Source organism: Alishewanella sp. BS5-314 (assembly GCF_025377695.1).
GTDB lineage: Bacteria > Pseudomonadota > Gammaproteobacteria > Enterobacterales > Alteromonadaceae > Alishewanella > Alishewanella aestuarii.
In genome coordinates this window covers 2,271,116-2,296,258 of record NZ_JACEHJ010000002.1, presented here as the reverse complement: position 1 = coordinate 2,296,258, position 25,143 = coordinate 2,271,116, and the positions used below count along the sequence as shown (strand labels likewise).

22 protein-coding genes are annotated in these 25,143 nt (G+C 52.6%); 12 read left to right on the top strand and 10 right to left on the bottom strand.

Annotated features, from left to right (window positions below; all coding sequences use genetic code 11):
• Positions 1 to 6: 6 nt before the first annotated feature.
• Positions 7 to 498: a DUF2271 domain-containing protein gene (locus tag H1D31_RS15255; protein ID WP_008606617.1), complete on the top strand. Its 492-nt coding sequence runs from the start codon at positions 7 to 9 to the stop codon at positions 496 to 498.
• Between the two features lie 27 nt (positions 499 to 525).
• Positions 526 to 1,323, top strand: a complete 798-nt coding sequence (locus H1D31_RS15250) for a DUF4198 domain-containing protein (protein ID WP_261259675.1) — start codon at positions 526 to 528, stop codon at positions 1,321 to 1,323.
• 48 nt (positions 1,324 to 1,371) lie between these two features.
• Here H1D31_RS15250 and H1D31_RS15245 read toward each other — a convergent pair whose 3' ends face one another.
• Entirely contained in the window at positions 1,372 to 1,845 is a 474-nt protein-coding gene (locus H1D31_RS15245) for a GNAT family N-acetyltransferase (RefSeq protein ID WP_261259673.1), read from the bottom strand.
• Between the two features lie 167 nt (positions 1,846 to 2,012).
• Between H1D31_RS15245 and H1D31_RS15240 the strand changes: the two genes are divergently transcribed.
• The gene (locus tag H1D31_RS15240; protein WP_065956030.1) at positions 2,013 to 3,995 is read left to right on the top strand and encodes a PhoX family protein; all 1,983 of its coding nucleotides are present in this window, start codon (positions 2,013 to 2,015) and stop codon (positions 3,993 to 3,995) included.
• On the opposite strand, the gene H1D31_RS15235 is transcribed toward H1D31_RS15240, so the two are convergent.
• Positions 3,992 to 4,879 carry a DMT family transporter gene (locus tag H1D31_RS15235; RefSeq protein ID WP_261259672.1) on the bottom strand — a complete coding sequence of 296 codons (888 nt, stop codon included), beginning with the start codon at positions 4,877 to 4,879 and terminating at the stop codon, positions 3,992 to 3,994. The two genes, H1D31_RS15240 and H1D31_RS15235, sit on opposite strands and share 4 nt — an antisense overlap.
• A gap of 157 nt (positions 4,880 to 5,036) precedes the next feature.
• Here H1D31_RS15235 and H1D31_RS15230 point away from each other — a divergent pair, with 157 nt between their 5' ends.
• Entirely contained in the window at positions 5,037 to 7,154 is a 2,118-nt protein-coding gene (locus H1D31_RS15230; protein WP_261259671.1) for a methyl-accepting chemotaxis protein, read from the top strand.
• 21 nt (positions 7,155 to 7,175) lie between these two features.
• Here the strand turns inward: H1D31_RS15230 and H1D31_RS15225 are convergent, their stop codons facing one another.
• The 3 genes from H1D31_RS15225 to H1D31_RS15215 all read right to left on the bottom strand — a co-directional run bounded on the left by H1D31_RS15225 (position 7,176) and on the right by H1D31_RS15215 (position 9,576).
• Positions 7,176 to 7,856, bottom strand: coding sequence for a TorF family putative porin (locus H1D31_RS15225; RefSeq protein WP_261259670.1), 681 nt, complete (start codon positions 7,854 to 7,856; stop codon positions 7,176 to 7,178).
• A gap of 71 nt (positions 7,857 to 7,927) precedes the next feature.
• A complete protein-coding gene (cysM, locus tag H1D31_RS15220; RefSeq protein ID WP_261259669.1) occupies positions 7,928 to 8,812 on the bottom strand; it encodes a cysteine synthase CysM in 885 nt (294 codons plus the stop codon).
• A 14-nt stretch (positions 8,813 to 8,826) separates the two neighbouring features.
• Entirely contained in the window at positions 8,827 to 9,576 is a 750-nt protein-coding gene (locus H1D31_RS15215; RefSeq protein WP_261259668.1) for a TrmH family RNA methyltransferase, read from the bottom strand.
• A gap of 194 nt (positions 9,577 to 9,770) precedes the next feature.
• Between H1D31_RS15215 and H1D31_RS15210 the strand changes: the two genes are divergently transcribed.
• Complete coding sequence (locus H1D31_RS15210; protein WP_065956032.1) at positions 9,771 to 10,136, top strand: HPF/RaiA family ribosome-associated protein; 366 nt, start codon at positions 9,771 to 9,773, stop codon at positions 10,134 to 10,136.
• A 23-nt stretch (positions 10,137 to 10,159) separates the two neighbouring features.
• On the opposite strand, the gene H1D31_RS15205 is transcribed toward H1D31_RS15210, so the two are convergent.
• The 3 genes from H1D31_RS15205 to H1D31_RS15195 all read right to left on the bottom strand — a co-directional run bounded on the left by H1D31_RS15205 (position 10,160) and on the right by H1D31_RS15195 (position 14,649).
• Entirely contained in the window at positions 10,160 to 10,837 is a 678-nt protein-coding gene (locus H1D31_RS15205; RefSeq protein WP_261259666.1) for a hypothetical protein, read from the bottom strand.
• Between the two features lie 76 nt (positions 10,838 to 10,913).
• A complete protein-coding gene (locus H1D31_RS15200; RefSeq protein WP_261259664.1) occupies positions 10,914 to 12,566 on the bottom strand; it encodes an amidohydrolase in 1,653 nt (550 codons plus the stop codon).
• A 112-nt stretch (positions 12,567 to 12,678) separates the two neighbouring features.
• Positions 12,679 to 14,649 carry a polysaccharide lyase family 1 protein gene (locus H1D31_RS15195; protein ID WP_261259663.1) on the bottom strand — a complete coding sequence of 657 codons (1,971 nt, stop codon included), beginning with the start codon at positions 14,647 to 14,649 and terminating at the stop codon, positions 12,679 to 12,681.
• A gap of 391 nt (positions 14,650 to 15,040) precedes the next feature.
• Here H1D31_RS15195 and H1D31_RS15190 point away from each other — a divergent pair, with 391 nt between their 5' ends.
• On the top strand, positions 15,041 to 16,402 hold the full coding sequence (locus H1D31_RS15190) for a peptidoglycan DD-metalloendopeptidase family protein (RefSeq protein WP_261259662.1): 1,362 nt from the start codon (positions 15,041 to 15,043) through the stop codon (positions 16,400 to 16,402).
• 99 nt (positions 16,403 to 16,501) lie between these two features.
• Here the strand turns inward: H1D31_RS15190 and H1D31_RS15185 are convergent, their stop codons facing one another.
• The gene (locus tag H1D31_RS15185) at positions 16,502 to 18,034 is read right to left on the bottom strand and encodes a S10 family peptidase (protein ID WP_261259661.1); all 1,533 of its coding nucleotides are present in this window, start codon (positions 18,032 to 18,034) and stop codon (positions 16,502 to 16,504) included.
• 238 nt (positions 18,035 to 18,272) lie between these two features.
• Between H1D31_RS15185 and bfr (H1D31_RS15180) the strand changes: the two genes are divergently transcribed.
• The 4 genes from bfr (H1D31_RS15180) (at position 18,273) to H1D31_RS15165 (ending at position 20,940) form a co-directional block, all read left to right on the top strand.
• On the top strand, positions 18,273 to 18,746 hold the full coding sequence (gene bfr, locus H1D31_RS15180) for a bacterioferritin (protein WP_008606631.1): 474 nt from the start codon (positions 18,273 to 18,275) through the stop codon (positions 18,744 to 18,746).
• Complete coding sequence (gene bfr, locus H1D31_RS15175) at positions 18,746 to 19,213, top strand: bacterioferritin (RefSeq protein ID WP_261259659.1); 468 nt, start codon at positions 18,746 to 18,748, stop codon at positions 19,211 to 19,213. The genes bfr (H1D31_RS15180) and bfr (H1D31_RS15175) overlap by 1 nt, the downstream gene beginning before the upstream one ends.
• Before the next feature lie 233 nt (positions 19,214 to 19,446).
• Positions 19,447 to 20,055, top strand: a complete 609-nt coding sequence (locus tag H1D31_RS15170) for a superoxide dismutase (protein WP_261259658.1) — start codon at positions 19,447 to 19,449, stop codon at positions 20,053 to 20,055.
• A gap of 6 nt (positions 20,056 to 20,061) precedes the next feature.
• On the top strand, positions 20,062 to 20,940 hold the full coding sequence (locus tag H1D31_RS15165; protein WP_261259657.1) for a ZIP family metal transporter: 879 nt from the start codon (positions 20,062 to 20,064) through the stop codon (positions 20,938 to 20,940).
• A 61-nt stretch (positions 20,941 to 21,001) separates the two neighbouring features.
• Here H1D31_RS15165 and H1D31_RS15160 read toward each other — a convergent pair whose 3' ends face one another.
• The gene (locus tag H1D31_RS15160; protein WP_261259656.1) at positions 21,002 to 21,592 is read right to left on the bottom strand and encodes a hypothetical protein; all 591 of its coding nucleotides are present in this window, start codon (positions 21,590 to 21,592) and stop codon (positions 21,002 to 21,004) included.
• 225 nt (positions 21,593 to 21,817) lie between these two features.
• Between H1D31_RS15160 and H1D31_RS15155 the strand changes: the two genes are divergently transcribed.
• Both H1D31_RS15155 and H1D31_RS15150 read left to right on the top strand, forming a co-directional pair.
• Positions 21,818 to 22,567, top strand: coding sequence for a ZIP family metal transporter (locus H1D31_RS15155; protein ID WP_261259655.1), 750 nt, complete (start codon positions 21,818 to 21,820; stop codon positions 22,565 to 22,567).
• 81 nt (positions 22,568 to 22,648) lie between these two features.
• Positions 22,649 to 25,108: a TonB-dependent receptor gene (locus H1D31_RS15150; protein ID WP_261259654.1), complete on the top strand. Its 2,460-nt coding sequence runs from the start codon at positions 22,649 to 22,651 to the stop codon at positions 25,106 to 25,108.
• The last annotated feature ends 35 nt before the right edge of the window (positions 25,109 to 25,143 follow it).

Sequence of the window (25,143 nt, the reverse complement as noted above, 5' to 3'; positions counted from 1 at the left end):
AACATTGTGAGAAAACCGCTATTTGCCCTGGCATTGCTGCTCGGCCTGGGCAGCCAGCCGCTGTCGGCGGCACAGGCCGACATTGTGCTGACGATCCCCGAGATTGCTACGGCGCAGTACTACCGGCCTTATGTCGCTGTCTGGGTGGAAGACGCCCAGCAGCAACCGGTAAAACTGATTGCCCTGTGGCGTAAGGAGCCTGACTGGCTAAAAGATATCCGCCGCTTCTGGCGCAAAATCGGCCGTAGTGATACTGCGCTGGTTGATGCGATGACCGGTGCCACCCGCACCCCCGGTCAGTACCGGTTAAGCTGGGACGGCACCGATGATCAGGGGCAGGCGCTGGCCCCTGGTGCTTATACGCTCTATGTTGAAGCCTCGCGGGAGCAGGGGGGGCGTAGCCTGCAAAAAATTGATTTTCAGTTAAATGGTCAACCACAACAACTGAATGCGGCGGCGGCTGAAGAGCTGGGACCGTTGACGCTGACGCTTAAATAAGTGACTAAACAGAAGAAGGATATACCGATGAAGAAATTACTTACTGCTGCCATGCTGGCACTTTTTAGCCAGGCGAGTCTGGCCCATACCCTGTGGGTGATGCCAAGTCATTTTGTGTTATCAGGCGAAGACACCTGGATTTCGGTCGATGTGTCTGCCGCCAATATGACCTTTGTCGCCGATAAAGGGGTATCGCCTGACAATCTGAGCCTGGTGTTTCCTGATGGCAGCCGGCATAAGTTTAGTCAGAGTTATCAGGGCAAACGCAAATCCCAGGCCGACCATCAGCTGGTGCAGGAAGGCACTTACCTGATTGAAAATGGTGGCCCGGCGCGCTACTTCACTATGTTTGAGGTGAACGGCGAGCCTAAGCGCATTATGGCGGATAAGCGGGCGGCGGCTAAAGAGCTACCGGCTGGCGCGACTAAGGTGACGACCAGCCGGGGGCAGAGTAAAGCCCTGGCGGTGGTGACGGTAAAGGCACCGAATCGCACTGCGCTGGACCCGAAAGGGGATGGCTTTGAACTGAACTTTATTACCCATCCGGCGGATTATGTGGCAGAGGATAAGATTGAATGGCAACTGCTAATGGACGGCAAACCCGCTGCCGGTGTTAAGGTAGAGCTTTCTCAGCAGGATGAGTTATACCGTAATGCGGCCGGGCGGCAGATGCTGGAAACGGATGCGGCGGGCAAACTGGCTTTTACCCCGACGCAAGCCGGTCGTTACCTGATCGAGGCCAGCTATCAGTCAGCAGAAAAGACTGAACTGGCAGATCAGATCCGGGCGACACTGACCCTGACTTTTGAAGTCGGCTTACCTTAACGGGGGGTTGCGGTGACGGCTGTCTGTGCAGACTGCCGTCGTCGCACTTTATGCTGTCGTAGTCTGCTGAAAGTACTTAATCATCTGTAAATGAGGAATATCGTCTTCCAGGTAAGGCTCACTGGCGGCACGGAAACCGAGATCTTCATAAAACCGCTGCAAATAACACTGGGCTGAAATATAAATATCCGTTGCCGGCCACAGTTCATTGGCCACAGCCAGCGTACGCTCTACTAACACCCTGCCAAGCCCCAGGCGGCGTGCCGTTTGTGACACACAAACCCGGCCAATGCCCGGGTAGCCGGCAAAGCTGACGTTGGGGGCCAGTACCCTGGCGTAAGCAATCACCTTGTCGCCTTTCCTCAGCAGCACGTGGCGACTTTGCGGCTCTAAATCCTTTTCATCTAATTCCGGATAGGGACAGTTTTGTTCGACGACAAATACATCCACCCGCAATTGCAAAAGGGAGTACAGGGTTCGCGTGTCCAGCTCGTCGAAGGTCAACACCTGCCATTGCATCATTTGGGTTCCTCTGGTTTACTCTTTTTTACTATAGCAAAGCAGACTAGCCGGCGACCAGCCCGCTGTGCTGCGAAATAGCCCGAGCATAGCCTTGGTCGTCACAAATTTGCAATCAACTGCTGGCATATTACGACTATTTTCCCGAATGATAATGATGGCGAACGTGAATGACTAAATCTCAGCAAGTAAACTACGATATTTCTGGCGTTGAGCCACAGGCAAACTTTTCTGATAACCCCAGTTTTCAGCAGGTTGTCGCGCAGCGATTAGATCGGCGCCAGTTTTTGCGCGGTGCCATGGCACTGGCGGTCGGCAGTTTTATTGGTACTAGCCTGGTAGGTTGCGATACTAAGGTTAGCGCCGTTAGTTCGGCAGTCAAACAGGGTTTAATGGGCTTTGAGGCTGTGGCGGTAAACCGTTTTGACAGTGTCACTGTGCCAACGGGTTACACTGCTAAGCCATTTTTACCCTGGGGCACACCGCTGCTGGACGGCGCGGCGCCCTATAAAGCGGATGGCACTAATACCGCCGCCGATCAGGAAAAACAAATTGGCTCGCACCATGATGGCATGCACTTCTTCCCGATTGATTTAAAGGATGGTGGCACGGACTCGGGTGAAGGTTTACTGGTAATGAACCACGAATACTGTGATCCGATGATCCTGCATGCCTTTGGTGGTGCCGGCTTACCGCGGCAGGCGGAAGAGGTGCATAAGGAGCTGGCAGCACACGGCGTTAGTGTGGCGCATATCAAACGGGATGACAGTGGTCAGTGGCAACTGGTTAGCGGCAGTCAGTACAATCGTCGGATCACTGGCATGACACCGATGCAGCTGACCGGCCCGGTGCGCGGTCACGCCAAGGTTCGCACTCAGTACAGCCCGGATGGCACCGCCACCCGCGGCACGCTGAATAATTGTTCGCATGGTGTCACCCCCTGGGGCACCTATCTAACCTGCGAAGAGAACTGGGCGTTGCTGTTTGTAAACCGCGACCAACGGATGCCGCGTGAGCATCGCCGTTATAGCGTGTCAGATTTTAATAGCATTATGCATTGGGAAACGGCAGCCAGGCAGGATCAGGTGCTGGCGCGTTTTGATGCATCAGCAGTTGCCGAAACTGCGGAGCAGGATTTCCGGCATGAGCCCAACACCTTTGGCTGGATTGTTGAGATTGACCCCTTTAACCCGGGCAGCGTGCCGGTTAAGCACACCGCCATGGGGCGCTTTGCCCATGAAGGCGTAATTTTCGCCAAAGCAGAAGCCGGCAAGCCGCTGGTCGCCTATTCCGGCGACGACTCACGTTTTGAGTATATCTATAAATTTGTATCAAAAGAGCTCTATGATCCGGCAACGGCCGGTCCGCATCTGTTGGATAGCGGCACCCTCTATGTCGCCCGCTTTAATGACGATGGCAGTGGCGATTGGCTGCCACTGGACCTGGCAGATGCCGGCTTTCGGGCTAAGGCCGAGGCGGCCAAGGTCGAGTTCAGTGATCAGGCTGATGTGCTGTTAAATACCCGGTTAGCGGCTGATATCGCCGGTGCTACCAAAATGGACCGTCCGGAATGGGGCGCGGTACACCCACAAACCGGTGAAGTGTATTTTACGCTGACCAATAATGATCAACGGCATAGCTCACAGCTCAACGCCGCCAATCCGCGAGCCAGCAACAGCCAGGGCCATATTATTCGTTGGCGTGAGCAGGCGCAGCAGCGCTTTAGCTGGGATATCTTTATGTTAAGTGGCGACGTCTATACCTACACGCCGCAGCACCAATTTATGCTGACCGCTGAGAATCACCATGCCTCGCCGGACGGGCTTTGGTTTGACCCTAATGGCTTATTGTGGATCCAGACCGATATGTCCGGAGGCCAGTTAAGAGAGGGGGCCTTTGGTAACAACCAGATGCTGGTCGCCGATGTGGCAACACATCAACTGAAACGCTTCCTGGTCGGGCCGGTGGGCTGTGAAATCACCGGCGTGGTGATGACGCCGGACTGCCGTACTATGTTTGTCAATATTCAGCATCCGGGGGAGGGATCTGGCCCGTACAGCTTTAGCAGCACCTGGCCGGATCGCGGTACCCGTAGGCCACGCTCGGCAACGGTAATTATTACCAAGGATGATGGCGGTATCATCGGTAGTTAACGGATCAATAAGGCGATACCTGCCACGGTTAGCACGGCGCCTGCCCAGGCGCCCCAGGCTGGCCGGCGGCGGTATACCAACCATAACATAGGTAGAATCAACACCGGACTAACAGAGGAAAACAGCGCCACCATACCGGCGTCACCACTCTTTAGCGCCTGCAAAATTAACGTCATGCCCAGCACCATCGACAGACTGGCGTTAATAAACACATAGCCGAAGATTTTCGGTGTCAGGGGTAAATAGCTTTTCGCAATACGCCAACCCAGTAACCAAACCAGCAGGTGCAATGCAAAGCCGGTGCTCATCCGCACGGCAGAACCGGCTATTGCATCCAGGCCCTCTACCATCAGCGGTTTCAGCATCAGGGTTGAGACGGCCTGACACAGTGCCGATAACAATGCCAGCGCTATGCCAATCTTCAGCCCTTGCTGGCTGCTTTCCCACTGATGTTGCTCCTCTTTGCGCTTACCAAAGGCGATAGCAATCATCACACCGCCGACTAACAGGCTGCCGCCAACCAGGGTCAGTCCCCACAGGGTTTCTCCCAAAAAAAAGTACGCCAGCAGCACCGAGAACAGCGCATGGGTTGCGAACAACACACCGGCCCGGCGCGGACCCAGACGATTCATCGCGGCAAAGAGGGCAGTATCACCAATAAAGATCCCGATAGCACCGGATAGGATCAGCAGCAAAACCTGCGCTGAGGCCAAGGTCTGCCAACTACCACTGAGCAAGCTAAGTAGCCATAACAGCGACATAGCAATCAGCATCCGATAGCGGGTAAAGGCAAAGGCACCTAAATGGGTAGCGGCCTGCGCCGACAATAAACTGCCAAAGGCCCAGCAGGCAGCTGCCAATAGCGCCAGATATTCGTATGACAAAGCAGCATCCGTGAGTAACGCAGGAACCTGATTATACCGGCAGTCGCGGTATAAATTTTACCTAATTTTCAGACTTTTTTGTTTTAACTTAGTGCCAACTTGTATCTGTCATCTTTCAGGCTAATACTGATAGCAGTAGCCAGTTGAGGAAGTCGTTATGGCAGTAGTGCAGTGGCGTTCGATGCGTACCCAGATCGCGCTGATCGCAGCGAGTTGTTTAGTTATCGCGGTGTTGCTCAGCATAGTGTTTGGCGTTTGGAGTTCACAGAAACTGTTTAGCCTGAACCGGCAACAAAGCAGTGAGCTATTTTTACAACAGGTCAATCAGCGGCTGGATTATCAGCTGCAGCTGCAGGCGGATCAGCTAGAGCAGCTGATTGACCAGAGTTTAAGCCGCGCCGAGGCGATAGCGGTTGCGGCCCAGGCCATGCAACAGATGGCCATACCGCATAGCCGCGAACACTACAGCAGCCTGGTGGAGGCGGTAGTGCGGCAATATCCACAAATTCTCGGTGCTTATCTGGTATGGGAGCCGAATGCGGTGGATGGGCGTGACGCCGACTTCCTGCAAAGCCCCGGACATTCTACGCCGCAAGGGCAGTTTGGCCCTTACTGGACCCGCGATCCCAAAGGCAATATTGATTTGCAGCCGGTAGAAACCGAAGGGCTTTATGACGAAGCGCGTAATCAACGCGGTTTACGAGGCAGCGAATGGTACCTGTGTCCACGTGATCGCAAAGGCCCCTGTGTGGTTGACCCGGCAGTCTGGCAGGTGCAAGGGGTGCCGACCCTGATGACTTCGGTGGTACTGCCAGCCTATCAGGGCAGTCGCTTTACTGGCATTAGCGGCGTCGATATCTCGCTGGCTTTTCTGCAGCAACAGCTGGAGCAACTCGATCAGCAGCTGTTTAATGGCGTCGGTGAACTAAGAGTGTTGTCCTACCACGGCTTTATTGCGGCTGATACGCAGGCACCAGCACAGGTGGGCGAGATGCTGCCCGAGTCGGACTGGAGTGCATTGCGGGCTGTGGTGCAGGCAGGCCAGCGGCAAATACAACAACAAGGCGAGATGTTAAAGGTCGCCGTACCCATCCGCTTTAAACAATTTGGCACACCCTGGTTATTAGAGTATCAACTGCCGCTGGCGGTCGCGCTGGCCGAGATCAACCAGTTAAATGACCGTCTTAGCAGCGAGTTTAATACCAGTATCCGTTGGCAGATCCTGCTTGGCGCAGGCATTGCGCTGGCGGGAACCCTGATCCTGGCATTCTTCTCCGGCCAGCTGGCGCGGCCGTTGCAACAATTGACGGCAACAGTCGATAAGCTGGCGCAGTCTGACGGCGATCTAACGCAGCGGCTACAGAGTGAGCGGGCAGACGAAATAGGTCAGCTGGCACGGGCTCTGGATCTGTTTTTGGTCAAAACGCACAGCATAGTAATGGATACGGCTAAGTTAGTGACGGAACTGCAGCAATCGGCACGTACCAGCGCCGGTATTGCGGAGCGCACCCATCAGGATGTGGCTTTCCAGCAAAAATCCATCGAGCAGGTTGCGACGGCGGTGACTGAGATGTCGAGCACGGCATCGGAAGTGGCAACCCAGGCTTCGTTAACTGCCGATCTGGCGCAGCGCGCCGCCGATGCCGTAACCTATGGTGATCAGGCGGTTTCTGAAACCAGCCGTATCGTTGGCTCTCTCGATCAGAGTATGCAGCAAGCTTCGTCTATGATGGCCGAGCTGGAGCAAGCCAGTCAGAGTATCAACAATATTGTCGAGGTGATCCGCAATATCTCGGAGCAAACCAATTTACTGGCGTTGAATGCGGCAATTGAAGCGGCCCGGGCCGGTGAAATGGGCCGGGGCTTTGCCGTAGTCGCCGATGAGGTACGTAACCTTGCATCCCGCACCCAGCAATCTACCGGTGAAATTCAGCAGTTGATCACGGATCTGGCCGGGCGTACCCAATCTGTGGTGCAGGCGATGCAGCAGAATAGGGTGCTGACTTCAGATTGTCAGAGCAGTGTGGTTAGTGCTCAGGATAAGTTACAGCAGGCGATCCGGGCGGCGGCCAGTATCTCAGATGCGGCAACCCAGATCGCTAGTGCTGCTGAAGAACAAAGTGTGGTCAGCGAAGATATCAGCAAGAATATCGTCGAGATCAGCAGCGCAGTAACCGGACTGAGTAATAGTGCCACCGAGGGCGCGAATCAGAGCAGTCTGCTGGCGCGGGTTGCCGATGCCATCAGCCAGCAGATGAATCGCTTTAAGTATTAGTTTTACCAACAACGAATGGGGTCAAAATTGATAACCGAGTTGCAATAGCAAGGTATCGCGACCCCATTTCTCTTTTAGCGTTGTCATATGATAGCCAAAGGCCAGCTGCCAGCTTTGCCAGCTGCCTTGCAGCATCAGTTGGCCATGCCAGAAGTGGGATTTTCCTTCCCAATCCCAAGCCGACTTATCGCCGGTGATAGAGGTATCAATAGCGGCAAAGATTTGCCAATGTTCGGTCAGCGGTATTTGCCGGCTCAGCTGCAATACATAGTGCGCACCGCCAAAACCAAAATAATCCCAGGTATACCAGGCGTTAAAGCCCCAGTCGCCGACACTGAGCTTAGCTGACAGCTCCTGAAAATTCAGCTGTGAGCTATAACCGCGGCCATGATAGGTATATTGCGAAAACATCAGATCCAGACTCACGCTATCGCTGATCGTCCAAACGTAGCCCAGATAGCCATCCAGCTCTCTTTTGGTACCTTCGTCATAATCGACATTAGAGGTCCAGCTGCCGGTGTACCAGCCATTACCAAAATCGTAGCCCAGCCCCGCCTGCAGCGCCGGTCGGTTTAGGGTTTGGCTGACGCCATTAAACAAATAGTCACTGCTGGCGGTCAGGTTACCAAACCAATCGGCCTGAGCCTGGAACGACAATACACTGATGAGAGTTAAGGAGCAGAGCGGCGTTGCTTTGGCCATATTAAGTCACTTCTGGCAGGGCTTTGTGTTAAGCATGGCTGCTCTGCCAGAATATGCAAGTTGGGCAGGTATTAATAAATGCCGGACGACAAGTAGCGATCGCCACGGTCACAAACAATAGCAACGATTACCGCATTATCCAGCTGCTCTGCCAGTTTGATCGCCGCATAAACAGCGCCACCTGAACTGACACCGGCACAGATGCCTTCTTCCCGGGCCAGCCGGCGCATCATCTCTTCGGCATCTTTTTGGTAGATATCGATTACTTGATCGACGCGCTCAGGCTCAAAAAAGCCCGGCAGGTATTCTTTGGGCCAGCGGCGGATGCCGGGGATACTGGCGCCATCTGCCGGTTGCAAGCCAATAATCTGAATCGCCGGATTTTGCTGCTTCAGATAGCGGGAGGTGCCCATAATGGTGCCGGTGGTGCCCATGCTGGAAACGAAATGCGTAATGCTGCCATTCGTTTGTTGCCATAACTCTGGGCCGGTACTGACATAATGCGCCGCCGGGTTATCAAGATTATTAAATTGATCCAGTACTATGCCCTTGCCCTCGGCCTGCATTTGTAACGCCAGATCACGCGCGCCCTCCATTCCCTGCTCTTTGCTCACCAGGATCAGCTCGGCACCATAGGCGCGCATCGAGGCTTTGCGCTCTTCGGTGGCGTTCGCTGGCATAATCAGCGTCATCGGGTAACCTTTAATGGCGGCTGCCATCGCCAGCGCGATACCGGTATTGCCGCTGGTGGCTTCAATAATCCGATCACCGGGTTTGATAGTGCCACGCAGTTCGGCCTGCACAATCATATTCAGCGCTGGCCGATCTTTTACTGAGCCGGCTGGGTTATTGCCTTCCAGCTTGCATAGTACCGTGCTGTTGGTATGGTTCGCCAGCCGTTGTAAGCGGACCAGCGGCGTATTGCCCACATAGGCTTCAATAGTCGGAAAGTTCATAGCCAGTTCCCGGTTCAGGCGCCGCTTAAGCGACGCAGATTATCGCAAATAATAGCGCAGGCAATACCAACATTCAGCGATTCCGCCTGACCAAAGGCCGGAATCGTCACTTTACGGCTGATATGCTGACCGACAGCCGCGCTGATGCCATTGGCTTCATTACCCAGCACCAGGTACCCCCCGGGCGCAGCCAGCGCTAACTGATGCACCGACTCTCCGCCCAGGTAAGCGCCATATACCGGACGCGCGGCGTGTTCCAGCAGCGGTACTAACGGCTGATAATGCAACTGCACCCTTAAAAATGATCCTTTGGCGGCAGCAATGACCTTGGGATTAAAGGCATCCGCGGTATCCTCGGAGCAGAGAATGTGCCGGATGCCGTACCAGTCGGCAATCCGAATAATGGTCCCCAGATTACCCGGATCGTTAATGCTGTCTAAAACCAGCACCCACTCGTGAGGTGTCGGTGGGCTAAAACTTCGTTGCGGTATCCGTACCACCGCCAAGGCGGCATCATTGCTGCTAAAGGTGCCCACCCGCTCCAGCTCGCTACTGCTGCAGCTTTGTAGTAGGTCAGCGCGTTGACTGTGCACACCGTGCGCGGAAAGAAAGCTTTCAGTGGCAAATAAGGCGACGACCGGCCAGTCTGACTGTAACAGCTCCAACACCGCTTTCTCACCTTCGACGAAGAACAGTTGCTCGGCTTTACGATGCTTTTTCAGGTGCAGCGATTTAATGAGCTTGGTCCACTTATTACTGATCATGCGCTTATATTTGGGCTGTAAGGTATAGCGCTATTTTAACCAGTCTTGCCAAAGATGTCTGACTTTCTCGCTTTATTTTCTGCGTCAGCCCTTGAAGTTAGCGCCAAGCGGTGCCAATTATTCGTTAAGACGACGCAACCTATCGACTAAAACGGCGTCTTACTCTGCAGTCCCTATTGCCACAGGAGTGACCTATGCAAGTTCAGATTAACAGTGACCGCAATATTCAGGCGGATGAGCGCCTGGCCGAATTTGTCCGCGATACGCTACAGCATAAATTACAGCGTTTTGCTGATCACCTGACCCGGGTTGAGGTACACCTGAGTGATGAAAACGGTAGCACCAAACACGAAGGTAACGACAAGCGCTGCTTGCTGGAAGCCCGCCCGCAAGGGCTGGAGCCGGTAGCGGTAACCGAGTTTGCCCCGACAGTGGGGCAGGCCATTACCGGTGCGGCTGACAAGCTACAGCGCAAATTAAGTACGGTTATTGGCAAATTACGTGATAAGCAAAGCCACGGCCAGCGCCCGGACTTTGTAACAGAAGACGAAGCGAATTAACCGCTGCGGGCTTAGGCCCGCTGTTAATCCTGCGCGCGCTGCAACAGCTCGGCTAGCGGCGCCGCTAAATGCCCCAGCTGTGTGCTTAAAACATGGCAGATCGCAAAGGGCAATAGATCGGTTGCGACCAGTCCGGCATCGGTTAAACCGGCCTGATGCAGATAGGCAATCGCAGAGCGCTGATCTTCCAGTAAAATATCCGCGCGTTTTTGCAGCAGCATCCCAAACGCCTGTTGCAAATCACTGACCTCCACCCGGCTGCCGGCAAAAAGAGTAAGCTCCGCCATCTTCAAGCCGCGGATATGGACGATAATCAGCTCGCTGTTTTGCTGCCATTGCGTTAGGGTTTCTACCGACTGACTGTAGGCCTGTAACATCAGCTCGCCAAGCTTGGCCGGAACTGTTACCAGATTTTCCTGCTGTTCCAACTGACAGATCCGAAACAAGTCGGCATCCAGCTCATTATTAGTCAATAACCGTAACCGACGCTCTGATGGTAAAGCGATAAAGCGGGTACTAAAGCCTAGCCTGGCATAAGCCGCAGCTAACTGCTGCTCAATTCGGGTACTGAGGTCTGATGGGCTTTGCGTGGTACCAACGGTAATGGTGACCGGATCGGCAACTACCAGAGGTGGCCAGCAACAACTGGCGAGCAGTACAAAAGCCATTCCACGGCATTTGGCAATCAGCGTGTCAGTCATCAGTACTACCTACTCTGGGCGATGCTTTAAGCATAGCCGTTGGCCGTGATGGCTGCCAACGGCTATCTGCGCAGGATCAGCGGCTAAAACGTAGCTGACCGTGGATCCAGGTTTGCTGGGTGCGGGTTTGCCACAGTTGTTCTGCCGGTATCGCAAAAATATCGCGGTCGACCAGAATAAAATCAGCCCAGCTACCCGGTGCCAAGGTGCCCATTTTTTCTTCCTGAAAGGCACCGTAGGCGGCATCAACGGTAAAAGAACGCAGTGCTTCAACTAAGGTCAGGCGCTGTTCTGGCAACCAGCCACCGACCGGCTGATTTTGCTGATCCTGCCGGGTGACCGAGGCGTGTAAACCATGGAACGGATTGGCCAGTTCCACCGGAAAATCTGAACCGCCGACAATAATACTGCCCTGATCGGCAAAGGTGCGCCAGGCATAGGCGCCGCGCAACCGCGCTATGCCCAGCCGGTCACCGGCCATATTCATATCCGAGGTGGCATGTACCGCCTGCATCGAGGGCAGAATGTGCAGCGCTTTAAAGCGCGGAATATCCTGCGGTGAGACTATCTGCGCATGTTCGATACGGTGGCGGCCGGCAGCGCGCTGCTCGGCGGAGGCTAGCAATTCAAAGCGATCCAATACCAAACGGTTAGCCCGATCGCCAATGGCGTGCACATTGGCCTGATAGCCGGCGTTAATGGTCAGCCGCATAATCTCGGTCAGAGTATCGGGTTCGGTAACCAACAGGCCACGTTGGCCAGCCTGATCGCTATAGTCAGCTAACAATGCCGCACCGCGGCTACCCAGGGCTCCATCGCCATAAATTTTTACCGAGCGGATATCCAGCCAATCAGTCGGGTCGTCAACGATGCCGTTAGTAAACCACTGCTCCAGCGCCGGATCCTTGGCTGATAGCATCGGGTATACCCGGACGCCCAGCGCCTGCTCCTGCTGTAATTGCTGATAGAGCGCGACCAGTTCGCTGCTGACACCGGCATCATGCACGGCAGTGATCCCCAGTTCCTGCAAATGGGCAAATGCCGTTTGCAGAGCCGCTCTTTTATCGTCAGTGCTGGGGGCCGGGATTTTTTGCTGTACCAGGTACATAGCGTTATCAATTAATACACCTGTTGGTTCGCCGGCGGCATCACGGATAATTTCTCCGCCGGGTGGATCAAGGGTGTCTTTACTGATACCGGCCAAGGCCAGCGCTTTGCTATTGACCCAGGCCGCATGGGCGTCGATCCGCACCAGATATACCGGCTTATCCGGTAACAGTTCATCCAGTGTCTTTTTCGCCGGAAAAGCATTGCTATCCCATAACACCTGATTCCAACCACGGCCAATCACCCATTGCTGCTCCGGGTTCGCGTGGGCAAACTCCGCGACCTGAGCCGCTGAGGCCTGTTCACTGCTTAGACCCCGCAAGTCGGCTTGTTTCAGATATTCACCCAGCCCCAGTAAATGGCCGTGGCCATCGATTAAGCCCGGCAGCAGGGTTTGTCCCTGACCATCAATCACCCTGGCCTTTGGATAGTTGGCAGCAATGCCGGCTGCGCCGCGAGCCAGTACCTGGCCGCTTTCGTCATCAAATACCAGCGTCTGGAAGTTCACCAGTTGCCGCTGCTGGTCAAAACCATAGCCCTGAATATTTTTCAGCACTACAGGCGCGGCAGACAGACCAAAGCTTGTCAGCGTAGCGAGTAATAACAAGGGTTTAAGTTGCATACGGGATCCTGTTGTTGATTTTTTTCTGACTATAGCAACAAAGGCTGCCGGATACACTTTCGCTGCGATAAAAAAAGCCCGGACTAAGCCGGGCTGTCGGTAAGGTGTGCTACTAGTTCAGGTAACCACTAATATCGCCAATGCCGTTTGGCAGTAAACCTTTCAACATCTCTGGGGTATAGGCACCGGAATCAGTCCACAACACCCAGTCGATATCCCCTTTGTAGCTACTATTACCGGCATCGCCCAGTTGCAGATAGTTGTCACTACCATTGCTGGCCGGGCGCATGGTGACAGCTTCCAGTAATCCCAGCGGCGTATTATTGCCCTCGACATAGACGGCAACATTAGCGGTAGTAGGAGAGCTCAGTGCGATGGTGAAATGATAAACCCGATACTGTGTCATATCGATAGCATCGGCCTCATTGGCCTTGCCAAAGGTAACCGATGAGCCATTGTTGGCATTTTCCAGTTGGATCCCGGCATTATTACCATCGCCGCGGAACACCACTTTCAGACGGCTGCCGGCACTGGCGCCGCTATCGCCCAGTGCGATTTCGGTTTCGATAATACGTTGATTATCGCTATTACCCTTCAAGCCCATCAGCAGGGTAAAGTATTTGGGATAGACACCGTCGGCGGCGACCACGTTATCCAGTTTGGCGCGGCTACGGTCTGAGCCACTGGCGGTGCTATCGAAAGTAACGGTGCCATTGCCGTTAGCGCTGAATAGATTAGGCTCTGCCACACCACCACTTTGCTGCGCGGTAAACTGACTCAGGCTGCCATCGGCCAGAGTTACGGCGCCATTGGCGAAGGGTTCTAAATCTGCAGCATAGATATTCCAGTTCACCGCAACCGGCGGTTCAACCGGGTCAATCGGTACCGGTGGTGGGGTCGGCTCTTCCGGCGCGGTGGTTTCTGGTTCGGGTGCCGGGCATAAACCCGGACTTGGCGGCGTCTCAATTTTACCCACGCCAGCGTAACGTAACACGGTTTCTTTGACTTGCTGCACCGGGATCAAACTGGACTGATAGTTGTAAGGCACATTTAGCTCGCCGGTCGACTGATAGCTATCTGCAATCACTGAACCCGGTGCGCCCGGCTCCCAACTGATGTTTTCGAAGATATTATCAATCAATTGCCAGTAGCCAATTTGCTGGCTGTACATCGACATCACCGGGTTTTTCATATTGGCAAAGTGGTTTTGCTCAATCCGGATCACGGCGCCCATCCGTGAATTAATGCCACTTTCGACAGCGCCGTCATAGAAGTTGTTGTAGATATGGCCTTTACCAAAACGGAACAGTGGTAAGCGTGAGTTGACGTTATACCAGTGGTTATGATGATAAGTCAGGGTACGCTCGTAGTTATCACTGTCGGAGGAGCCGACCAGCGACGTCTTCCAGCTATTATGAAACTTATTGAAAGAAATCGTGATATAGCGGGCATCGCCCTTGGCATCGACCAGGCCATCATAATAGTCTTTCACCTGATCCAGTGTCAGGCCGGGGTCATCAACGGTCAGACTATTGTAAATTTCGTTATGATCGATCCAGATATTGCTCGCCGGCCCTTCGATACTAATACCATCCCCGGGTGCGCCCAGGTTGGCGCGAACATGATGGATACGCAGATTGCGGATAATAATATTGTGTGCCCGCACGATATTAAAGCCGATACCAGCCATTTCGCCCTGAGTGCCGAGACCAATAATCGAGACATCGCGCACATCTTTAATATCAATCCGGCTGTCCTTCGCATTTTGTAGGGTAATGGTGCCATTAACCCAGATCGTTAGTGGGCGATTCGGATCTTTGTTTTTCAGAGCGTTAATCATTTGCTCGCCAGTACAGACTACTACTTCTACCCGGTTTTCGCCACCGCCGCCGGTGGTACCGCCGTTTTCTGAGGCATAGCCGTACACGGTATCCAGATCGTTAAGAACCACAGCACTGGTATCAATTTTCGGTGGTGGTGTAACAAGGACCTCTTTTTCTACTTCCACCACCTTGGTTTCAGTATTACAGCCCAGCAGCACCCCGCTACCCAGTAATATAGTTAGTAGTTTTCGATTAAACATTTTTCTACCCTGTTGATTGTTATAGCTTATTGTTGATTTTTTTATCGTACACCGAATTGTCTACCGGTGGCATTTTCTCTTTAAACTCGTGCCAGAGGTGAGAGTGAAAGCGGCGGTTCAACTTTTTTATGGCGAAAAAGCGTGCTTAACACAAATTTTTTGTGTAATTTTTCACCGCTTTCTGGTAAAAGTTTCGTATCTGGCATAAAACCGGGCGCTAGCGCCTGCAGTGCTATGCCGCCAGGTGGCGGGTGCAATTATCGTTGCTATGTCATAGAATGAACTTATTGAGGGTACGGTTATCATAGGTAGCCAGAGCTGGCCGCCGTTGATAGCGGGTTGCGCCAGCGCCATCCACACTAAAATTAGAATAATGATTACGATTTAATTCATGCCGAACAGTTTAATTCAACAATTCCGGGACCGTGTGCCCGTAGTGCATCAGCGGTTGATGCTGGGCTGTGCGCTGGGCTTGAGCGTGTTGCTCGCCTGGCCGCAGCCTAAGCCAGCACAGAGTAGCCTGGGCTTTATGCCTTTAATGCTGGGTATGGGGCTACAACATGGGCCCCAGCAGCTGCAGCAATTTCCGGTGGCCGAGCTTACCGCCTGGTTGCAAAGCCAGTTGCATACTGCACCCGCCGAAGATCCCTTTATCAAAGTTTATAATATCCGTGCCGGTGATAGCCTGAGCCGGATCTTTGCCCGCTATGGCCTGAACTACCAAACTGTACAGCAGGTGATGGCGGCAGACGAGTCCTTGCTGGCTTTAGACGTACTGCGCCCCGGTAATCGTCTGACCCTGCAGCTGGATGAAAATGGCCAGCTACAGAGCATGGAGTTGTATGTGCATGCCGGCAAGAAAGTGCTGTATAAACGTGAAGCCGCCGATGAATTCAGTTATCAGGAACTGCTGGATGAAGGGGTGTGGCAAAATACGATTCTGGTGGGTGAAGTCTTTGGCAGCTTTTACGCTTCAGCCCAGCGAGCTGGTTTGAATGATGCTGATATTTACAATATTAATCAGTTATTTAAAGAGCGGATTAATTTCGCCCGCGACTTGCAAGCCGGAGCCCAGTTTCAGGTGTTGCGCAGTGAAAACTTTGTTGGTGAAGAAAGTACGGGCTTAAGCCGGATTGAAGGCATCCGTATTCTAAACCGGCGTCAGACGTTAACCGCCTTTATGCATGACGACGGCCAGTACTATGATGCCAATGGCGATAGTCTGGAGCGGGCTTTTTCGCGCTTACCTCTGGCCAGCCAGGTTCGGGTTAGCTCACACTTTAATCCACGCCGTCTGCACCCTATTACGCAACGGGTGTCGCCGCACAATGGTACCGATTTCCCGTTACCGATCGGGACGCCGATTATTGCACCGGCTGATGGTGTGGTTACCCGGATTGAAAACCATCCGTTTGCTGGTAAGTACATTGAGATCCAGCATTTTGGTAACTATAAAACCCGCTACCTGCACTTAAGCCGCTTTTTGGTTCAGCGTGGGCAACGTGTAACGCGGGGACAGCGTATTGCCTTATCCGGCAATACCGGGCGCTCCACCGGACCACATTTACATTATGAGCTGCATGTGAATAACAGACCGGTAAATCCGATGACCGCGCATATCCCATTGGCGCGGCCGGTACCGGCAGAATCCAAGGCCGCTTTTGCTGCTCGGGTGAAGCAGCTGACGGCGCAGATGGAGCAACAAACCCTGTTAGCCAAACAGCAAAGCGCCGAACAGGAACTGGCAGACTAAGTGAGTTACCGTAGATCTCAGACCTATAAAAAGCCCCCCGCTGTTGCGGGGGCTTTTGTTTCAAGTACTGACTGTACTCGGCAGTGTATCAAGTACGGTTTAGTATCTAGCGGGCTGGCCAGCAGCGGGTAATGATTGCAGGATAAACTCGCGCAGATCATCATTTGATTTCTTTAAATCTTCATAGCGTAAATACATCATATGGCCGCTGCGGTAGCCTTTGAAGCTGAGGCGATCTTTCATTTTTCCGCTCGGGTCCAGCTGCCACATATTGTACTTAGCATCAAAGTAGTTAGTGGCGCCGTCGTAATAACCAGCCTGCGTCAGCACCCGCAGATAGGGGTTTTGTGCCATCGCCTGGCGCAGGTTTTCACCGGTATTGTCGTTGCTGCGATCCCAGGGATGTACGTTACCGAACATGTTGTATTTAATGTCGGTTTTATAGTTTAACTCGGTGCGCAGGTAGTGATTAATTGCCGGGGTAAAAGAATGTAACCAGGAGGTCAGCTCGGCCCAGTAGTCCGGGCTGGCACCGACATCATTTTTATCGATCCCCAGATAACGTGAATCCAGCCGGCCAACGGTTTGACCACGGTCGCGTAATAGCTCTTTCCAGAAGTAGCTGGTGCTGATATCCAGATTAGAACGTAGCACATTCTGCACGCTGATACCGGAATAACGGCTAACCTGCTCGGCAATACGTTGCTTGTCCTGTGCCGGCAGCGAATTGCCGCGGGCCAGTGCTGGCAGGTATTCGTTCAGCGTAAAGTTTTCAACTTCCGGCAGAATATCATACAGATCTTTCTGTTGTAGATCGGCCGGCAGGGCTTGGTGATACCAGGCCGTCGCGGCAAAGTATGGCAGGCGATTCGCTACCTTGACCGGGCCCTGACGTTCAATGCCAATATCGGTCGGCGACACCAGGATCACACCATTTAAATACATCCACTGATTGTTTTGCAGTGCCAGCGCCAAGCCGGCGACCCGGGTGGTGCCATAGCTCTCACCAATCAGAAATTTAGGCGACGGCCAGCGCTCGTAGCGGGTGACAAAGCTGTTGATCCAGCCGGCAAGGTAGTTAACGTCAGCATTGACGCCAAAGAACATTTTCTGTTGTTGTTCACGGGATGGCATTTTACCGTCTGGCCCGGGCAGGACACGCGAATAACCGGTATTAACCGGATTTACAAAGACGATATCGGCGACATCGAGTACCGAGTAAGGGTTGGTTTTTACGCCGTATGGCTGAATAGGGTAGCCTTCGCTATCAATAATCAGTGCTTTGGGGCCGGTGTAGGCGATATGCATCCAAACCGATGCCGAGCCCGGACCACCGTTAAACGAAATCAGCAAGGGGCGCTTGCTGTTATCCTTAATATCAGTGCGCTGATAGTAGGTATAAAACAGCGTAGCAGTGGGATGGCCATTGTCATCCCACACCGGCTGGGTACCGGTATAAGCTTTGTAGCTGATCCTTTGGCCGTTAATCTGCGTGCGGTGTTCGGTAACCACCACACTATCGGCGTCGATACTGATCGCTTCGGTTTTGTTGTTAGCCAGCGCCGGTAGCGCGGGGCCCAGTGTTAGACCCAAACCCAGCAAGAGGGGCAGGGCGTAGCAGGATAGTCGCATAATGTTGTCCAAGGTCGATAATGAAAATCTTATGCTTACCATAACGTTAAATGCCAGCGCTGCGAAGCAACTTGCGATTGGTTGCAGATTTACAGGACGGAGGGCAGTGCTGAGCCTGGTTGACAGTAGAAATGCAAAGCATTATTAATTGCATATTTCTGATATTAAACATAATTTTGCTTAACTGCGCGGTTTGAACTAAGCTTAAAGCCTGCTTTTAATCTAGCCGGAGTCTGCTATGCACGGTCATCCACAGGTACTCAGTAAGCTGAATGAAGTACTGACTGCCGAATTAACCTCTATTAATCAGTATTTTCTGCACGCCAGGATCTATAAAAACTGGGGGCTGAAAGCCCTGAATGATGTTTGCTACAAGAAATCTATCAAAGATATGAAGCAAGCTGACGAACTGATTGAGCGTATTCTGATGCTGGAAGGGTTACCGAATTTGCAGGCGCTGGGTAAGCTCAGAATTGGTGAAGATACGCCGGAGATGCTGCAATGCGATCAGGATTTTCAGCTGGAGCAATTACCGTTACTGAAGGAAGCGATAGCACTGTGTGAGAGTTTGCAGGACTATGTTAGCCGGGATCTGCTAACGGAAATCCTGGAGTATGAAGAAGAACATCTGGACTGGCTGGAAACGCAACAGCATCAAATTACGGTGATGGGATTAGCCAATTATCTGCAAGCGCAGCTGGGAGGTGAATAATGCAGGGTAGTCCGAAGGTAATTAGCGCATTAAATGCGTTACTGGCCAATGAGCTGGCGGCAATGGATCAGTATTTTATTCACTCCAGAATGTATCACGACTGGGGCCTGCACAAGCTGTTTGAGCGCATCGATCACGAGTTCGACGATGAAAAAGGTCATGCTTCGGCGCTGATTGAGCGCATTATCTTTCTCGGCGGCACGCCGGATATGAGCAAACGCGACGCCATTCAGGTCGGGCAGACGGTGCCGCAGATGTTGCAGAATGATCTGAATGTTGAGTATGCGGTGCAAAAGCTGCTGAAACAAACCATGGCCTTGTGTGAACAGGAACAGGATTATGTAACGCGTAATATCCTGCAGGGGCTGCTGGATGATACCGAAAATGATCACGCGCATTGGCTGGAGCAGCAACTCCGCCTGATTAAACTTCTGGGATTAGAGAATTATCTGCAATCGCAGCTCTAATGGATAGCAGTACTCGCCATCTCGAATAGTACCGCTGAGCTGTGTTGCAGGCAGCGGTGACAATCCAAAGCATGCCGGCACTGTTCATGCCTGAGCCGGCAACGCAATCTTTTCCAATCCTCTAACCAACACATCTGTAGTCCTCCTTTGGCAGGTAATAACCACCAGTTTGGCTTGCCTTTTATCTTTTTGCAAATGATAATGATTTTCAATACGACAAAAAGGAGTGCAAGATGCCGTTCCAACTACCTGCTTTGCTCTATGCTTATGATGCACTGGAGCCTTATATTGATAGTCAGACCATGCAAATTCATCATCAGCGCCACCATCAGAGCTATGTTAACGGCTTAAATCAGGCGCTTGCCGATACTGAGTACGCTGACTGGACTCTGAATGCGTTGTTGCTGAATATTGCCATGCTACCGGTATCGATTCAGACTGCAGTAAGAAATCATGGTGGCGGGCATGCCAACCACGCCTTGTTCTGGCAGGTTATGTCACCCGATGGCGGTGGAGAACCTAAAGGTGAACTGGCCAAAGCCATTCAATGTGATTTTGATAGCTTTGCCGCCTTTAAACAGCAATTCATCCAGGCGGCTATCAGTCGTTTTGGCAGCGGCTGGGCCTGGCTAGTGATGACAGAAGAAGGGCGCTTAATGGTGACCAGTACCGCGAATCAGGACAGTCCGCTGATGGAAGGGCTAATTCCGCTGCTCGGCCTTGACGTTTGGGAGCATGCCTATTACCTGAAATACCAAAATAAAAGACCTGATTATGTGGCGGCCTTTTTTGAAGTCGTGAACTGGGCAGAAGTCGCAAAACGCTTTGAGTTAGCGGAGTAATTAGCCATGCAACAGGTACTTCCCGCCCGTTCTGTGCTGCGCCGGCTAAGCGGCTGGACCATCCTGCTGGCTGGCACGGCTTATGGGTTAAGCCAGTTCGTGCTGTTACTGCAGCAACAGCCGGCAGTGCGTTACGCCTTTTATGCCGGGTTGATCGCAGCGGCAGCGACGGCATTGGGGACTTTGCCTGCTTTAGTCTCAGCAAGGCTGTCGGCCAGAAGCAATGCCGCCATGTTGGGATTTGGTGGTGGTGTCATGCTCGCCGCCAGTATCTTTTCGTTATTGCTACCTGCGCAAACGCTGTTTACTCAATACAGTAGCGCTTTTGGCCATTACTATCTGGCGCTGGCCTTAGTTTCAGGTATGGCATTGCTGCTGCTGTTGGAGCGACTGATCCCACACGAACATTTTATCAAAGGCACTGAGGGGCAGCAGGCGTTGGCACTAAAGCGTAGCTGGTTATTTGTGCTGGCGATAATGTTACACAACATCCCGGAAGGACTCGCGATCGGCGCGGCCTATGCCGGTGGTGAAGCGGTGGGCGCCACAGCCTTGGCCATGGGTATCGCTATTCAGGATCTGCCAGAAGGTTTAGTCATTGCAATGGCACTGCTGGCGGTTGGCTACCGGCGGCGAACCGCGGTACTGGTGGGGAGTTTATCCGGCCTGACAGAACCGATTATGGCAGTGTTGGGAGCTAGTGTATTGGTGACAGCCAGCGTCTTTTTACCCTGGGGGCTGGCGCTGGCTGCCGGGGCAATGTTGTTTGTGATTAGCCACGAAATTATTCCGGAGTCGCACCGGCAGGGACATGAACTGTCGGCAACGCTGGGCTTGTTACTAGGCTTTATTCTGATGCTATTGCTGGATAGTCAGTTTGGCTAGATGGATATGACGTAGTAAACAATAGCAGATGAGTTATCAGGGCAGTTCGGCCAGGCCAATCTCATCCGCAGCGGATATAGATTAATTGAAACCGAATCGCCTGTTGCTGCAGCCAGTGATAGCAGGCGCGCGACATGCAATCTGTGGTGACGCAGTGTAGGTTGAGACTGTCGTCCGTTTCCCAAGATTCTAACACCTTAAAACGTCCCGCTGTTAGCCTGGGCTGTCTGGCCAGCCAGTCATTTAGCGCTGATGCCGGTATCTGGCTGGCAGCGCTAAGATCAATACAAGACAGCGCCTGACAAAGCGGGACCCGTTGCTGCGCAAACTGTACTGTCTGACAGCCGCTGAGCCCGAGACGGGTTAACCAGAGTGCTACCTGGCTATAGCTATTCTGCGGTTGTAATTCTAAGAGTGTTGGCAGTGCAAGTCTCTCTGATAGCGGTTCCAGTTTCAGCATAAACTCGTACCCCGCGTTATGTTCAGCCAGGCAGCGATAGCCGAGAATGCGTAAATGTTGCCAACCGGCAGCAGGAGGAAATAACACCTGTTGTTGACAGGGCGCGGGTGAGCTGTTGTTGCGTAAAGATGGCCAGCATTCGGCCAGGATACCAAGCGCTTTTTTCAGGGATCCGGCTTCCAGCAATGGCATAGTTAATTTTCCTCCAAAAAAAACGGGCAAGCAAGCTTGCCCGAACAATGCAGGACGAGCCACAAAGACCAGAGAGATGCCATCCATGACCGGCTCTTAATCCATTGCAGTGAGTATAGCGCAGCTTTTTGTAAATGCAAATAGTTATCATTAATAATTTGTGTCAGGTAGCCGCATCGACTACACTAGCAAGTGAAATGTTATATTATCACAATTTGGTGTCTTATGCTGCAGATCGTCTTTGCCTGTTTCATGGTTTGTTTGGTATCGCTAAGTGGTGGCTTGTTGCTGCGTTTATTCGGTAGCCTGTTGCACAGCGTTATCCCCTGGTTGTTAGCGGTGGCAATCGGCGTATTGCTTGCTGATGCGCTTTTTCATTTATTACCTGAAGCCCTTGCCAGTTCGGCGACGGTCTGGCCCGTTCTAAGCTGGCTGGCGGTGGGGCTGGGCGTATTCTTTATTTTCGAGCGGGGACTCAATTGGCAGCATCGCGTTTTTCATCGCGCTTATCCACCAGCAATGGCCAGCTTTGGTTGGGTAAGCCTGAGTGTTGATGCCCTGCATAATCTGATTGACGGCGCGCTGATTGCAACCAGTTTTCTGTTGGATCCGGCCTTGGGTTGGGCGACGACGCTGGCGATTCTACTGCATGAACTGCCCCAGGAAATAAGTGATACCGCCATTTTAGTGGCGGCGGGCGCGAGTTTGAAAAAGGCAGTTGGCTTGAATTTGCTGGCGGCGAGCACAGTTTTTATCGGTGCCGCTTTGGTGTTGAGTTTGGGCCAGATCCTAACTTTGCCGGTAGCAACCTTGTTGGCTATTACGGCCGGTGGTTTTATTTACATTGCATTATTCGATTTATTGCCCAGATTGCAGCGGCCGGTAAATATCAGAGTCCTGGGTTTGCAAATCTCCTGTGTAGCAGTCGGTATGGTGTTTATCGAAGTTTTACATCTGTTAAACGCACATCATTAATCCCCTGCATTGTTATATCATCACAAAAGTTGTATATTGTTACGATATAACATTTTGAGCGAATCCTGGAGTTAAGGACCAATGATCAAGCAGAGTGCGATAGCCCTAACCATAGCAGCAGCCTTGCATAGCGCCGCAGTACAAGCCAATACCATTAGCGGTGTAGTGAAAGATCCTAAAGGGCAGCCCGTTGCCAATGCAGAAGTCGATGTTATTGGCGCCGCGGCCAAAACACGCACTGACGAATTTGGCCGCTTTACATTGCGCAATGTGCCGGTGCGGGAGGTAGAGTTACATCTGGCGGCCCGTCGTTTTGGTCACAGCAACGTGAAATTATCTGTTCCGGCAGCCGGGTTAACTGATGTGGAACTGCAGCTGACGCCAAGCAGCTTTGAAATTATTGATGTTACGGCCAGCCCGTTACATGCCTCAGTAACAGAATCCGCCCTGCCAGTCAGCGTGTTAGTAGGTGATCGGTTAAAGATGCAACAAACTACCTCGCTGGGCGATACGCTACGTAAAGAAGTTGGTGTGCATTCGAATTTCCATGGCGGCGTTACCAGCAGCCCGATTATCCGTGGTCTTGATGGCCCGCGGGTACTGATTATGCAAAACGGCCTTGATGCCGGTGATGCCTCTCGCATCGGCCCGGATCACAGTGTGGCAACAGAAACCAGTACCGCAACCCAAATTGAAGTATTGCGCGGCCCCGCGACTTTGTTTTACGGCAGTGGCGCTATTGGTGGTGTGGTTAACGTAGTCGATGATAGGATCCCTACAGACAGTACACCACGTGCTGAGTGGCTCACCGAGCTACAAAGCGTCGACTCGGCAAAACTGGTTGCCGGCTCACTGGTTAATGGTAATCAGGACTATGCGGTTTATCTGGATGGTTTCTGGCGCGACAGCATTAATTACAAGGCACCGCACGATTGGATGCACCGCCAGGACGAGCACGATCATGATCACGACCATGCTGATGAGCATGATGAGCACGGTCGTCGCATTGCGAACACCTTCAGCACCAGCAAAGGCTTTACCGTTGGTGGCAGTCGCTTGTTAGATAATGGCTTTGTCGGGCTGTCATACGGTCGTTTAGAGCGGGAATATGGTATCCCTGGTCATAGCCATGGTGGCGAAGAAGATCACGCTGAGCATGACGAAGAGCTGGTCTATGCCGATAAAAAGCAGGATCGGCTGCAGCTACAAAGCGAGCTGTTTTTTGACAATCCCTGGCTACGTCAGCTGAATAGTCGTCTGGCCTATACCGATTATCAGCATGCTGAGATTGAAGACGGTTTTGTCAGTACGGTGTTCCGCAACAAGAGTCACGAAGCCCGTTTCGAGTTATTCCACCAGCCGGTATACGACTGGAAAGGCGGCCTGAGTCTGCACTATAAATTCAGCGATTTCGAGGCGGTTGGCAGCGAGGCCTTTACGCCACCATCTGAATCTACCATGTTGGCCTTGGGTTGGATGGCTGAGCGTCATTTTGGCCCGGTATTGTTGCAGCTGGGCGCCCGCGCTGAACGGGTAAAGATTAGCGCTGACCGGGTGCTGCTGCCGGAACTGGACATTCATGGCCATGACGATGACCATCACGACCACGATCATGACCATGATCATGGCGGTGTTGAGATCATCCGTGTGTTTGGTGTCGAGAATAAATACACGCCAGTCAGTTTATCTGCCGGTGTGGTCTGGGACTTTGCTGAGGGATATAACCTTGGTTTATCCTTATCCCAGGCTGAGCGGGCGCCGAGTGCGGCTGAGTTGTTCTCCTTTGGTCCTCACCTGGGGACTCGTAGTTATGAAATCGGCTCGTTATTCCGTCTCAATGCCGATCGGGATGGCTTTGAGTTAAACCGGGACGGCTTTGAATTAGAAAAATCACGCAATCTGGACCTGACGTTCCGCAAGTTTGGTGGTGATTTTGGTTTAGTACTAAATGCCTTCTACAACCGGGTTGATAATTACTTCTATCAACGTAACACCGGCTTATTTGCCGAATATAGCCACCAGCACGAGGATGAGCATGATGGTCATGACCATGGCGATCATGATCATGGTGGCCACGACCATGGCGGTGAATTGCCGGTTTATCTGTACGTTAACGAAGACGTTGATTTGCACGGCTTTGAAGCTCAGTTTATCTGGCAAATCAGCGCACCGTATCGGCTGACCATTCAGGGCGACTATATTCGGGCCCGGCTGCGCGCTGGTGGTGAGTTACCACGCACACCACCAATGCGTTTGATGACCGAGCTAGCGTATCAGGGTAATCATTTTGATGCTGATCTCAGTATCAGCCGTTACTTCCGGCAGGATAAAACCGCTGAATTCGAGCAGGCTTCTGCGGGGTACACCCTGGTTGATGCCAGTGTGAGCTATCGCTTTAACTTAGGTTCGCAGGATCTGGTTGCGTATCTGAAAGCGCAGAACCTGACCGATGAGCTGGCGCTGGTTCATACCTCCTTCTTACGTGACATCACACCACTCCCAGGTCGTAGCTTTGCTATTGGCCTTAGAGGTTCATTCTAACTTTAATCAACAATTAGGCGCCCTGGCGACAGGGC